We start from the raw sequence: 13,797 nt of genomic DNA on the forward strand, positions 1-13,797 counted from the left end.
ATGACAGAAGAATTACAAAAGCAGGTTGATACACTTAAAAAGTCGTTAGATCGAGAGAAAGCTGCTAGAAAAATGGCTGAAACACTCTTAGAACAAAGATCTAGGGAAATTTATGAGTCAAATCAGAGCCTTAAAAATCAAGCTAGTGAAGCGAAGCTGCAACAATTACAGCTCTCTTTTTTAACTGGCTTATCTGCTGACATCTGGAATGCAGATTCGGTAAATGCAACGGTGCAAGTTTATTTGCGTCGCGCTAGTGAGTTTTTGAATAATGCACAATGTATCTTTTTTCAACTCAAGCAAGCTAATTCGAATGCTGAATGGAAATTAGCATCGGTAATGGAGTTAGAGCAGCAAAAGACAGCTAAAGCGAGCCGGATTGATGTGCTAGAGCAAGATGATATTGATGCTTTAGTAATTAGAGACTTAGTACAAGCATTTGACTTCAAAACTATTTTGGATGCAGTTGAGGAGTCCGCAGGTGAAAGTACCCTACTTCCAATGAATTCAATTTCTTCAATTACTACTAAATTTGAGTATGCCTATTTAGTACCGCTATTTAGCATAAACAACAATCGTGGTTTTGCTTGTTTTGTTTATTCAGATTCCACAAAAATAGATATTCTAAAACTACAGTCCGTAGAGTCTTCACGATCAATGTTGGCCGTTGCAGTTCAACGACAAATGGCTACAGTTAACCTGGGTAACCGATTTAAAGAGCTAGAAAAAACGCATAAAAAACTCGATGACGCGCAACGTCAATTAATTCAATCTGAACGAATGGCTTCCGTTGGTCAACTTGCGGCAGGCGTAGCACATGAAATAAACAACCCAATTGGTTTTGTGATTAGTAACTATGAAACCCTAACTGAATACGTTGAGGTGTTAAATCGTTTATTAGACAAGGTTCCAAAGGTTGAAAAAGATAGTAGCGTAATGAAAGAAATTACCGACATTTGGCAAGAAGAAGATGTCGACTTTATCATGTCTGATGTAAATAGTTTGTTAACCGCCTCTAAAGGAGGATTAAAGCGAGTGCAAGATATAGTGGCAGGTCTTAAGTCGTTCTCTCATAGTGATGCTTCAAGTTACACACCTATAAGCTTAAACGATTGTATAGAGGACTCCATTCAATTAGTTTGGAATGAGCTAAAATACAACTGCGAGCTGGTAAAAAACTTAGCGGAAGTAAGTACTATCAAGGCAAACTTTGGTCAAATAGAACAAGTTATCGTTAACATGCTTATCAATGCCAAGCACGCAATGGACGAAGGCGGAACTATTACTATTAGTACCGTTAACGCTGAAAACCAAGTTACATTAACGATTAGCGATACAGGTTCAGGTATCAGCGAAAAAAACCAAGAGAAACTTTTTACCCCATTTTTTACGACTAAACCTGTGGGGGTAGGAACTGGCCTTGGACTATCCATTTCATATGGAATACTCCAAGACCATGGCGCTGAGATATCAGTTGAAAGTCAGCTTGGTGTAGGTACAACTTTTAAGATAGTGTTCCCAGCATATTCCGAATAACGTAAGATAATATGCCTCCATTAGAAAAGTAATCAAACTCATTAGCCGTATCAATTCTAATATCAAAGGTAATTTCCTTTGTTTCTTTATCACTTTTAACACGAACTACTAACTCTTTTTGAGTCGCTTCTACCGCTGGAATATCAAAACGTTCTTTACCCGTTAGACCGTGAGAGTCGGCGCTTTCGCCTGGCTTAAACTGCAAAGGTAAAATACCCATGCCGATTAAGTTTGATCTATGAATTCTCTCATAGCTTTCTGCCATCACCACTTTTATACCTAAAAGAGATGGGCCTTTTGCTGCCCAATCTCGACTAGAGCCTGTACCGTATTCTTTGCCGGCAAGAACAACTGTGTCCACTTGTTCTTCCTGATAAAGCATCGCAGCGTCAAAAATAGACATTGCTTTGTTTGATGGGTAGTGAGTTGTTGCGCTCCCTGTTGTGCCTGGTGCCAATTGATTTTGTAATCGTACGTTGGCAAACGTTCCACGCATCATAACCTCATGGTTGCCTCTACGAGAGCCATATGAGTTAAAGTCTTTATTCGTGATCCCTTGCTCTTTTAAGTATTTAGCCGCCGGGCTATCATCAGCGATAGTACCAGCTGGGGATATATGGTCTGTAGTGATACTGTCGCCTACTTTCACCAAACATGCAGCGTCACTGATTGGTTCTACCGGTTTTGCAGATTTAGACATGTCAGTAAAAAAAGGTGGCTGTTTTATATAGGTTGAGTCTGGCCATTGATAAATGCTTTGAGACCCACCGTCAAGCTCATTCCAACTGTCATCACCATTAAACACATCTGAGTATTTATCGGTAAATATTGAGCGGGATATAGACTTCTCTACTACTTCTTTGATCTCTTTGTCAGTTGGCCATAAGTCTTTCAGGTAGATATCATTACCGTCAGCGTCTTTGCAAATTGCATCTTTAGTAATATCAATATTCATATTACCTGCTATTGCATAAGCAACCACCAGTGGTGGTGAGGCTAAATAATTAGCCGCTATATCGGCGTGAATTCGCCCTTCAAAATTCCGGTTACCAGATAATACTGATGTCACTGACAAGTCATTTTTACGTATGGTGTCACCAATTTCCGTTGGTAAAGGCCCAGAATTACCGATACATGTTGTACAACCATAACCCACTAAATTAAAACCTAGCGCTTCTAAGTCATCCATTAAACCAGCGTTTTCTAAATATTCAGTTACTACCTGCGAGCCAGGAGCGAGTGAGGTTTTAACCCATGGTTTAGACTTAATTCCTAACTTAGCCGCGTTTCTAGCTAATAAGCCGGCTGCAACTAATACAGAAGGGTTTGAAGTATTAGTACAGCTCGTAATGGCGGCGATAACAACAGAGCCATTTTTAAGATCGAATTCTTTACCGTCTTTAGTTACTTTGGCCTTTTTGTCGATAGAATCGGCACCGTTGAGCGTAGACCAGTCTTTATAAGCTGTGGCTGCTTCATCTAATGCAATTCTATCCTGAGGGCGTTTAGGGCCAGCAATACTCGGGACAACACTCGCTAAATCAAACTCAAGTTGCTCATGATATTCTGCTTCTGGTGTTTCATGGTCGTGCCAAATACCCAGTTGTTTAGCATATGCTTCTACTCGGTCTATATCAGCACTGTCTCTACCGGTCAGGTTTAAATAATTTAACGACTCTTTGTCTAAAGGGAATATACCGCAGGTCGCACCATATTCAGGTGCCATATTCGCAATTGTGGCTCTATCAGCCAGCGATAATTGTGATAAACCTTCACCATAAAATTCTACAAACTTACCAACCACGCCATGGCTACGAAGCTGTTCTGTAATTGTTAACACTAAATCTGTAGCCGTTACTCCAGGATTTAGTTTACCGCTAAGTTTAAAGCCGACAACTTTTGGTATTAGCATAGTGACTGGCTGGCCAAGCATGGCTGCTTCGGCTTCAATTCCACCTACGCCCCACCCTAAAACACCTAGGCCATTAATCATTGTGGTGTGTGAATCGGTGCCTACCAGTGTATCTGGATAAGCCCACTTTTCACCGTCAAAGTCCCCTTCAAATACACATCTTGCCAAATATTCTAAATTCACTTGGTGAACAATACCGCGTCCTGGGGGCACTACTTTAAAGTTATCAAACGCAGACTGTCCCCACTTTAAAAACTGGTAACGCTCTTTGTTTCGTTCTACTTCAATATCAGTATTTTTTTTCAGGGCATCTTCTGTTGCAAAGTGGTCCACCATGACAGAGTGGTCGATCACAAGCTCAACAGGATTAAATGGGTTAATTTTTTGTGCGTCGCCACCTAAAGAGGAAATAGCATCACGCATCGCCGCTAAATCTACAATCGCCGGCACACCGGTAAAGTCTTGTAAAACGACTCTAGCTGGAACAAATGATATTTCCTGATCTTGATCAGAAGAAGTATCCCATTTAGCTAAGGTAAGAATATCGTCTTCTTGCACAAAAGGTCGGTCTTCATGGCGCAGAAGGTTTTCAAGTAGAATTTTTGCGGCGTAAGGTAATCGAGATAGGTTAAATTGAGATTCGAGCTTGTCAAAGCTAATGCTGTTAAGTGTTTTATCTTTAAGTTGCAGTTTTGCAATTGACTTCCACTGTGTAGACATAGTTGCTCCTGTTTTATAAATATATGAATTTATACAGCTTGTTTTTCTAGCTACTTATACCTTACTAAGGGTAGAAGTGTTTCAGATCAACCACAACATGAAAATATTTTTACTTTAAATTTTTGCAAATCCCTTCTTAAACGCTCTATATGTCCTTTAAAAATGGTGGTTCTTACATAGTGTAAGTCGGCTCCGGTAGATTCAGCATTGTGCCTAATAGCTTTTCAATTTTTACCTGAAGTCTATTTTCTGTGTTATTTAGTAGAACGCCAACGCCCGGAGGATTCACATTTTGAGCGCCTTGCGGAGTAACCCAAATAACTTCAGATTCAAACATTTCTGGTTCTAGCGCATCAGGTAGTGTCAATGTTATCGCTACTTTGTCACCTATTTTTGCTGGCAAGTTTGTTTTAATAAAAAGCCCACCACCTTTAACAAAAGGCATATAACATCTAAACAATTCCTTTGTATCTTCTAATTCTGAAGTAAGTCGATTCATTATTTTACCCAAGACTCCAAGTTTTGAATGAATGCCAATAAGGCAAGTTCCTTATTCTGCCCTTTTATATTTTTTTGAGCAAAATTAAATTTTGATAAAACCGACAATGCCTCTTCTGCATTGCTTAAATAATTATTTAATATCATTTGCTTACAACGACGCTCAATTAAATAAACAAAAAATGGTGTTAATTCAGCATGTTTTTGCATGGTATTATTTAACTGATTATTACTAACTTGGTTTTTCAGCCAAGCTACAAAAAGCTCGTAAAGCGCCTTGTAATGAGCTTGGTTTGCTTCATCTTGCCAAGCTTTAATCTGTGTTTCATTGCCATTTGCATAACCAACAAGATAGTCTGGTACGTTAGGGTACTCTTGCTTTAATTGCGCAGTTAATTTTATAGGTTGCTTTAATAATTGGCAGCGACTGCTAATTGTTGGTAAAAGCTTTTCACCGCCATTATTAACTAAAAATAGGAAGCTATTTGATGTTGGCTCTTCTAATGTTTTTAAGAGAGCATTAGCGGCATTTTCTGTCATGTTACCAACCGCTAAAATAGACACGACTTGATTTTTAGCTATCTGCGGTGTTTTATTTAACCAGTCACTCACGGCTCTTATGTCATCAACGCCCACAGACTGAGTGCGGCCATCTAACAACTTAAAGTCTGGGTGAGAACCAGCTTGATATAGTAAACAGCTTTTACATTTTCCACAGGCTGTAAAGTCATCAGGCGTAGCTGTATCACATAAAAAGCTTTGATAAATTGGGGTTAATGACGCTTCAGTGGCTTCTCGATCGTTTGTTTCAATAACATAGGCATGCGCAAGTTTCAGCGATTTAGCCAATCGCTCTAATTGTTGCTGTAATGAATTAGTAACCAATGAGTCAGCCACTATTTGTTCTTCTCAAGCCAATTAGAAATTTTTGTGCTTAAGTCTTTTTGAACCTGCACCAACTCATTTTCTGCATTGATTGTGATCACTTTAGGGTTATTATTCGCAAGCTCCAAATAAACATTTCGAGTACGGTCAAAAAAGCCCATATCCATTCGTTCAATTCTGTCTAGCTCGCCACGTGCAGCAGCCCTAGAAAGGCCAACCCTTGGATCGAGGTCCATTAATATTGTTAAGTCTGGTGCAAAATCTTTTAAAACCGCATTTCTTATAGGTAACAACAAAGAATCTGGTAACTGTCTACCACCTCCTTGGTACGCTAACGAAGACATATCATGTCTATCTCCAATAACCCATTTACCTTCAGCCAACGCTGGTTTAATTACGTTATCAATCAGCTGAATACGACTTGCATACATAAGTAACAGCTCGGCTTCTGCCGTCAGATGTTCTTCGGTTTCTGCTTTTACAATCTCTCTCATTTTCTCAGCTAGCGGTGTGCCGCCGGGTTCACGAGTAGTAATAAAACTAATCCCTTGTTCAGAAAGTATTTGCTGTATTTGTGACATCGCTGTTGATTTACCTGCACCTTCGAGGCCTTCAACAACGATAAATTTACCAGTTTTCATTTATTTCCTATGTTCTATCTATTTTGGCTAGCTTCATTGGTTTCTTGCTCGGCTTTTTGTTTTGCCTTTTGTTTTGCTAAGTATGCTCGAAGCGCTTTATTGTGCTCAGCTAGTGTTTTGCTAAAAACATGACCTCCATCACCTGATGCAACAAAATAAAAGTAGTCGGTGCTCTCTGGGTGTGCCACGGCTAATAAAGATCCCAAGCTAGGGTTGGCAATGGGTGTTGGAGGCAAGCCATTTATTCTATATGTATTGTAAGGTGTTTTTTGCTTTATATGAACGCGTTTTATATCACCTTTATATTCTTTCCAGATCCCATAAATTATTGTTGGATCCGTTTGTAACCTCATCTTTTCATCTAATCGATTAAAAAATACCGACGCAATCGTATTTCGCTCGCTTGCTAAGGCTGACTCTTTTTCCACTATTGACGCTAATTTTAGCAATTCATAAGGCGTTTTCAGCCTAGAAGGTTGCCTTTCCGACCATACTTTTTCTAAACGTATTTTTTGTTTTTCTACCGCACGAAGAAGAACCGCTGTCGCTGACGTTTCAGCTTCAACAAAATAAGTATCCGGCGCTAAATATCCTTCTGGTGTATCAGCTCTTAAATTCAACGCCTTAGATAATTCTATAAAACTTTTGTCATTTACATCGTCTATTAAATACGGTGATTTTGAAACTTTATCCAGTACTTGATAAATATTTTCACCATCAATAATAGTGAAAGGAAACTGGTGTGTTTTTCCGCTTACAAATAGAGCAATTGCAGACTTAAGCGTTTGCTCTGGTTGAAGCTGATAGGTTCCTGATTGAATTTGACTAGAAACAGCGTTTAATTTACTGCTGACTTTTAACGTTAAACATTCGCTTAACCAATCGTTCTTCATAAATTGACGGCACACAGCGTTAACGGACGCGCCTTTTTCAACTTTAAACAACGTAGGTTCATTAATGCGCAGTGGTGTCTCAACGCCTTGCTTTAAATAAAGTCCCCCACCAATTGCGAACAATAAAACAATAAATAGTAATATTGATAAGCTCTTTTTCAGCGAGAGTTGTACGATTGATTTACTCATTAAATACCTTTAGATGTAATTCCTTTACATTAGCTATGTCTAAGCTTTTACCATTTAGTTTAGCAACTGGAATTATGCCCGTAATGGAATTGCATAGAAACATTGATTTTGCTTTTTCAGCAATTGTTTCATAATCAGTATCGCTGACTTTTAGCATTGGCAGGCTTTTTTCTATCACGCTTTTGCCAACTCCATCTATTCCGCTATGTGATAAACTTGGGCTGTTCCAATGAGTGCCATCATGCCAAAAGACATTTGCCTTAGAGGACTCAATTACATGACCGTTGATGTTCGTTACGAGTCCATCGTTCAACTTGCGTTCTTTAAGTTCGCACGCAATCATCGCTTGTTCTAAACGGTTACAGTGTTTAATTCCGGCTAACTGTGGATTTAGCCCTAATTGTGTTGCCAATAATTGTAATTCAATAGGTTGCTTTAAATCACGAACAGCAGGCATGTGCTGCGTCAATTCAAATATAAATACACTAGGTCGCATTTCTTCCGATATTTGATAGCCTCGGACACTCTTCCCTCTGCTTATTTGAACTTTTATTATGCCGTCGATAATCCCTCGTGCTGTTGACTCAACAACATCAAAAAGTACGTTCCAATTTATAGGCGCAAACTTAAGCTTCTCATTGGCAAGCTTTAGCCTGTTTATGTGCTCAGGTAACCAGACCACCTTGCCCTGCTCAACCTTGGCCGTTGTAAAGTGGCCGTCACCAAATAAAAAGCTTCTTTGTTGCTGCCACTCAGCTTCAAGGTCGATAGGTAACAAGTTATTGTCGTAGCTACTAAATATCATAAAAAAAGCCCAATAGGATCATTGAGCTTTTGTATCAAATTTTTGGTGTAAATTCACCTGCTACCAGTGCAAATCTATACTTTTTTGAATATTAGCGTTCCATTTGTGCCACCAAAACCAAATGAGTTACAAAGTGCATAATCCATCTCTACGGCTCTTTCACCATCAGCAACATAATCTAAATCACAACCTTCGTCTGGGTTATCTAAATTAATGGTAGGGTGAACTTTTTGATCAATTAAACTCATAACAGTAATAATAGACTCTACTGCGCCAGCTGCGCCTAGTAAGTGGCCTATCATAGACTTAGATGAAGAAACTAGTACAGAGTGTGCAAATTCTCCAAAAACAGTTTTAACAGCTTGAGTTTCAGCTTTGTCACCGGCTGGAGTAGAAGTACCGTGCGCATTGATATAACCCACCTGGGCGGCTTTAATCCCTGCGTCATCTAATGCATTTTGCATTGCGCGTGCTGCACCGTTGCCGTCTTCTGGAGGTGATGTCATATGGTAAGCATCGCCACTCATTCCAAAACCAACAAGCTCTGAATAGATGGTTGCGCCTCGAGCTACTGCATGTTCATAGTCTTCAAGAACCATCATGCCTGCACCATCACCTAGTAAAAAGCCATCTCGCTCTTTATCCCAAGGTCTGCTTGCTTTAGTTGGGTCTTCATTTCGTGTTGATAACGCTCGTGCAGCACCAAAACCACCGATACCTAGCTCAGTGGAAGCCTTTTCAGCACCACCGGCCACCATAACGTCAGCATCACCATACGCAATCATTCGCGCTGCGTGGCCAATATTATGCACGCCTGATGTACATGCAGTGGTAATTGAGATGTTTGGACCTTTGAGGCCGTACATAATAGACAGTTGCCCAGCAATCATATTAATGATGGTAGAAGGTACGAAAAACGGTGATAACTTTCTTGGGCCATTGTGAACAAGTTTTGAGTGGTTTTCTTCTATAAGACCTAAGCCGCCAATACCTGAACCTATCGCAGCGCCAATACGATGAGCATTGTCGTCAGTTATTTCAATGCCAGAGTTTTTTATCGCTTGGATTGCCGCTACTATGCCGTATTGAATAAACAGGTCCATTTTTTTTGCGTCTTTGCGAGGGATATACTCTGAAAGGTCAATATCTTTGACCATCGCCGCAAACTTGGTACCAAACTGCTCAGTATCAAAATGAGTGATGAACTCCGCACCACTTTTACCTGCTAACAAATTTTTCCACGTGCTATCAACATCATTTCCGACTGGCGATAACATTCCCATCCCTGTCACTACTACTCTGCGCTTTGTCACTTGTACTCTCCGAAAGCTTTTATTACGGTACTAAATTTTCATTTTTTTGATAAAAAAAAAGGCAGCTTAGGCTGCCCTTCTTTCTACAAACTATTCTTATTCAGCGTGAGCTTTGATGTAATCAATTGCTGATTGAACTGTTGTGATTTTTTCAGCTTCTTCGTCAGGAATTTCAGTATCAAATTCTTCTTCAAGTGCCATTACTAATTCAACAGTGTCAAGAGAATCTGCACCAAGATCATCTACGAAAGAAGATTCAGATTTTACTTCTTCTTCTTTAACGCCTAGTTGCTCTACTACGATCTTAGCTACGCGATCTTCTATGCTCATGTTATTTTCCTTTTTTCTTTTTAAGTAATTTTTTAATGTGTCGTAGTGTAAATACACTCTTCGACGTGTTCAAGTTATTATTTAATATCTGGCGGTGGTCGAACCTCATAGAGAAATTCATGTAAGTTAACGTCAACTTGGCTACAAGATCGACGTTTATACCATATACATGCCGCCATTTACGTGAATCGTTTCGCCTGAAATATATCCTGCCTCATTACTGGCTAAAAAAGCAACTGTCGCTGCAATCTCTTTTGGGTCGCCTAAGCGCTCTGCTGGCACTTGATCTGAAATCGCTTTTCTTTGGGCGTCGTCTAACGCTTTAGTCATATCAGTATCAATAAAACCTGGTGCTACGACATTTACCGTAATGCCACGAGAGGCAATTTCCTTCGCTAACGATTTAGAAAAACCAATAACTCCGGCTTTAGCTGCTGCATAGTTTGCTTGTCCAGCGTTCCCCATAGTGCCCACAACCGAGCCAATATTGATAATACGGCCATGGCGCTTTTTCATCATAGGTCGCATTACAGCCTTACTTAACCTAAATATTGACGTTAAGTTTGTATCTATAATGTCGGCCCACTCATCGTCTTTCATACGCATTAGTAAATTATCACGAGTAATACCCGCATTGTTAACTAATACGTCAACGTCACCAAAGTCAGCCTTAATTGCTTCTAAGGTTTCTTTAATTGAGTCAGGGTTTGTCACATTAAGCGCATAACCCTTGCCGTTTTCACCTAAATATTCAGAAATATTTAATGCACCACTTTCAGAAGTTGCCGTACCTGCCACTTTAGCACCTTGTGCCACTAAAGTTTCCGCTACTGCCTTACCAATACCGCGCGATGCGCCGGTTACAAGCACAACCTTGCCTTCTAAACTAAATAAAGACATTTCTTTTCCTTTTATTCACCCGCAACTAGTGCGGCTACTGTTGCTGTATCATTCGCAACTTTATAATTAATTTCTTTTACAATTCTTTTGCCTAACCCAGTTAATACTTTGCCAGGTCCAAATTCATACACATCTGTAACGCCATTAGTATGAACTTGCTGAATTGTTTCAGTCCATCTAACTGGGCTGTATAACTGTTTTACTAAAGCTTGCTTAATTTCGTCAGCGCTTGTTGGCGCGGCTACATCAACATTATTTATAACCGGTATTACAGGCGTATTAAAATCAAGTTGCTGTAAATCTATTGCTAGCTTATCTGCAGCAGGCTTCATCAGCGCACAGTGCGAAGGTACAGAGACTGGCAAAGGTAATGCTCTTTTTGCACCTAACTCTTTTGCTAATAGCATGGCACGTTCAACCGCAGCTTTTTCACCGGCTATAACAATTTGGCCTGGAGAATTAAAATTAACAGGCGCAACAACGTCACCATTAGCAGCATCAGTACACGCTTTACTTACCAGTTCATCTTCCAAACCGATAATAGCAGCCATTGCTCCTGTACCCGCGGGCACTGCTTGTTGCATATATTGACCACGTTTCTGAACTAATAAGACGGCTTCTGCTAGTGTTAATACTTCTGCACATACTAACGCTGAGTATTCACCAAGGCTATGACCCGCTAAGTAGGAAGGAAGTTCCCCACCTTTAGCAACATAATCACGCCATATAGCTACTGAGCTAGTTAGTAACGCAGGTTGAGTAAATTCAGTTTGATTTAATTGCTCATTTTCATCTTTAGAAACTACAGCCCACATATCATAACCAAGTGCGCTTGATGCTTCGTTAAACGAATCCCTTACAACCTCAGATGTTTCATATAATTCGGCTAACATGCCTACGGCCTGAGAACCCTGGCCAGGAAATACTATTGCTTTTGTCATTGTGAATTTGTCTCTTATATGTGTTTTTTAATACTTAATTAACGCTGAGGCCCAAGTAAAACCAGCGCCAAATGCATTTAATAATAAAGTTTGACCTCGTTGAATTCTGCCATCTCTAATGGCTTCGTCAAGCGCAGTTGGAACGGTAGCTGCTGACGTGTTGCCATACTTATCTAGGTTAATAACGACTTGATCCATACTCATATCTAATTTTTTAGCTACGGCAGAAATAATTCGCATGTTCGCCTGATGTGGAATTAACCAATCAATGTCAGACTTTTCAGCGTTATTCAGTTTTAATGTCGTTTCAACAACTTCTGATAACTTTGTGACAGCGACCTTAAATACTTGGTTACCTTCCATATGTCCCCAAGCGTCGTGTACTGAATCTTCGTTGCCACGAGTTGGCATTTCCGCTTTAAGCAACTCTGATGCATTGCCGTCGGCATGAATATGTGTTGATAAGATCCCTGGCGTTTCGGTAGCTTCTATAATTACCGCACCAGCACCATCACCAAATAAAACAATGGTTTTACGGTCAGTTGGGTTCATTAAGTGACTTAAGCAGTCAGCACCGATAATAAGTGCCTTTTTAGCTGTGCCAGCTTTTATGAAGGTATCGCCAATGCTCAACGCATAACAAAAACCTGAGCATGCTGCCGCGACATCAAAAGCGGGTACACCTGAAGGTATTCCTAAGTCTCTTTGAACTTCACAGCCTGCTGAAGGGAATGCGCGCGCATGGCTAGTCGTTCCGACTATGACCAAGTCAATTTCTGAGGCATCAATACCTGCCATTTCCAATGCTTTTTTAGCAGCTTTAGTGGACATACTAGAAACAGTGTCATTTTCGTCCATGATACGGCGCTCTTTGATCCCTGTACGTTCGGTAATCCAATCGTCCGTAGTCTCAACCATTTTTTCTAAATCTTTATTAGAACGAATTTGCGGCGGGAAATAACTACCAGTACCGATAATTTTTGAAAACATGCAACCTCTCTGTTTGCCTTTAAGACTAATTCATTTAGTCAACAGCGTTTAACATGACCTCAACTTTGTCCTTTATTTTTTCCGGAACCTGGCGCTGAGCTTCTGTTATCGCTTCTTTTATAGCACTGTAAAAGGCTTTTGAAGAAGCATTGCCGTGACTTTTGACAACAATTCCGCGCAATCCTACCAGACTCGCACCGTTATAGTGGTCGGGGTTCATCTTTGAAAAGAGTTTTCTTATACCTGGCATGAGTATGCCAATCATGATTTTGCTGAAAAATGAGGTTTCGCTCATTGCTCGCAACTTAGAGATAATAAGCTTCGCAACGCCTTCTATTGTTTTAAGCGCAACGTTTCCTACAAAACCGTCACACACAATAACATCGGCTTTTCCGGCAAATATATCATTGCCTTCTGCAAATCCTACATAGTTGATGTGCTCACACTGCATTAATTTATCTGCTGTGCGTTTTAGATGCTCCGCTCCCTTAATGTCTTCTTCACCTACATTAAGCAGTGCAATACGGGGGTTTTCTATACCTTCAACTTCTTTTGCCATCACAGCGCCCATTACAGCAAACTGAAACAGGGTATCGGAACAGTGGTGAATATTGGCACCTAAGTCTAGTAATAAGACTTTGTCGTCTTCATAAGTTGGCAAAGCGCTAATTAGTGCAGGTCGTTTTATTGAAGGTAAGGTTTTTAATACATATCGAGCAATGGCTAATAGCGCTCCGGTATTACCGGCGGAAACACACGCATCAGCTTGCTTGTCTTTCACTAACTCGAGTGCTTTTCGCATAGACGAATGCGGTTTTCTACGTAGAGCAAGATCTGGACGCTCATCTTGGTTAACAACTTGTTCGGCATGAACAACGGTTAATCGAGGGTGACCTAATGCATTGTTCTTATTTAAAGCAGTATGAATACTTTGTGAGTGACCACAAAGGTAAAGGTGCAGATATGGGAAATCAGCTACAGCTTTGATCGCTGCAGGAATAGTAGATCGGGGGCCATAATCGCCCCCCATCATATCAAGCGCGATGTGGATATCACGCATATTAAGTCTAGGCTAGGCCTTACTTAATTTTACGACCTTTATAATAGCCGTCAGCTGTCATGTGGTGACGACGGTGAGTTTCACCAGTCGTTTGATCTACAGACAAGTTTTCGATTGTTAATGCATCATGTGAACGACGCATGCCACGTCTAGCTCGGGATTTCTTACTTTTTTGAACCGCCAT

The 13,797-nt window shown here is 40.3% G+C and carries 14 protein-coding genes; 1 reads left to right on the plus strand and 13 read right to left on the minus strand.

Annotation, left to right across the window (positions count from 1 at the left end; translation table 11 throughout):
- Window positions 1–1,536, plus strand: coding sequence for a sensor histidine kinase (locus ABD009_RS02245; RefSeq protein WP_343822384.1), 1,536 nt, complete (start codon window positions 1–3; stop codon window positions 1,534–1,536).
- Here ABD009_RS02245 and acnA read toward each other — a convergent pair.
- The 13 genes from acnA to rpmF form a co-directional block, all read right to left on the minus strand.
- Window positions 1,505–4,168 (minus strand): aconitate hydratase AcnA, encoded by a 2,664-nt coding sequence (gene acnA, locus ABD009_RS02250; protein WP_343822385.1) that lies wholly within the window; start codon window positions 4,166–4,168, stop codon window positions 1,505–1,507. The genes ABD009_RS02245 and acnA overlap by 32 nt on opposite strands.
- A gap of 172 nt (window positions 4,169–4,340) precedes the next feature.
- On the minus strand, window positions 4,341–4,667 hold the full coding sequence (locus tag ABD009_RS02255) for a PilZ domain-containing protein (RefSeq protein WP_343822386.1): 327 nt from the start codon (window positions 4,665–4,667) through the stop codon (window positions 4,341–4,343).
- The gene (locus tag ABD009_RS02260; protein WP_343822387.1) at window positions 4,667–5,563 is read right to left on the minus strand and encodes a hypothetical protein; all 897 of its coding nucleotides are present in this window, start codon (window positions 5,561–5,563) and stop codon (window positions 4,667–4,669) included. Before ABD009_RS02260 ends, ABD009_RS02255 begins: the two co-directional genes overlap by 1 nt.
- A complete protein-coding gene (gene tmk / locus ABD009_RS02265) occupies window positions 5,563–6,192 on the minus strand; it encodes a dTMP kinase (RefSeq protein ID WP_343822388.1) in 630 nt (209 codons plus the stop codon). Before tmk ends, ABD009_RS02260 begins: the two co-directional genes overlap by 1 nt.
- A 14-nt stretch (window positions 6,193–6,206) precedes the next feature.
- Window positions 6,207–7,274: an endolytic transglycosylase MltG gene (gene mltG, locus ABD009_RS02270; RefSeq protein ID WP_343822389.1), complete on the minus strand. Its 1,068-nt coding sequence runs from the start codon at window positions 7,272–7,274 to the stop codon at window positions 6,207–6,209.
- Window positions 7,267–8,079: an aminodeoxychorismate lyase gene (gene pabC / locus ABD009_RS02275; RefSeq protein ID WP_343822390.1), complete on the minus strand. Its 813-nt coding sequence runs from the start codon at window positions 8,077–8,079 to the stop codon at window positions 7,267–7,269. Before pabC ends, mltG begins: the two co-directional genes overlap by 8 nt.
- A gap of 74 nt (window positions 8,080–8,153) precedes the next feature.
- Window positions 8,154–9,392, minus strand: coding sequence for a beta-ketoacyl-ACP synthase II (gene fabF, locus ABD009_RS02280; protein ID WP_343822391.1), 1,239 nt, complete (start codon window positions 9,390–9,392; stop codon window positions 8,154–8,156).
- Window positions 9,393–9,488: 96 nt separating this feature from the next.
- On the minus strand, window positions 9,489–9,722 hold the full coding sequence (acpP, locus tag ABD009_RS02285; RefSeq protein ID WP_155695159.1) for an acyl carrier protein: 234 nt from the start codon (window positions 9,720–9,722) through the stop codon (window positions 9,489–9,491).
- A gap of 156 nt (window positions 9,723–9,878) precedes the next feature.
- Window positions 9,879–10,622: a 3-oxoacyl-ACP reductase FabG gene (gene fabG, locus ABD009_RS02290; RefSeq protein ID WP_343822392.1), complete on the minus strand. Its 744-nt coding sequence runs from the start codon at window positions 10,620–10,622 to the stop codon at window positions 9,879–9,881.
- 11 nt (window positions 10,623–10,633) lie between these two features.
- Entirely contained in the window at window positions 10,634–11,563 is a 930-nt protein-coding gene (gene fabD / locus ABD009_RS02295) for an ACP S-malonyltransferase (protein WP_343822393.1), read from the minus strand.
- A gap of 27 nt (window positions 11,564–11,590) precedes the next feature.
- On the minus strand, window positions 11,591–12,553 hold the full coding sequence (locus tag ABD009_RS02300) for a beta-ketoacyl-ACP synthase III (RefSeq protein WP_343822394.1): 963 nt from the start codon (window positions 12,551–12,553) through the stop codon (window positions 11,591–11,593).
- 34 nt (window positions 12,554–12,587) lie between these two features.
- Entirely contained in the window at window positions 12,588–13,613 is a 1,026-nt protein-coding gene (gene plsX / locus ABD009_RS02305; protein WP_343822395.1) for a phosphate acyltransferase PlsX, read from the minus strand.
- 19 nt (window positions 13,614–13,632) lie between these two features.
- The gene (gene rpmF, locus ABD009_RS02310; protein WP_208832017.1) at window positions 13,633–13,797 is read right to left on the minus strand and encodes a 50S ribosomal protein L32; all 165 of its coding nucleotides are present in this window, start codon (window positions 13,795–13,797) and stop codon (window positions 13,633–13,635) included.

Origin of the sequence: Psychrosphaera haliotis (genome assembly GCF_039523615.1) — a bacterium.
In the GTDB taxonomy this organism is placed as follows: Bacteria; Pseudomonadota; Gammaproteobacteria; order Enterobacterales; family Alteromonadaceae; genus Psychrosphaera; species Psychrosphaera haliotis.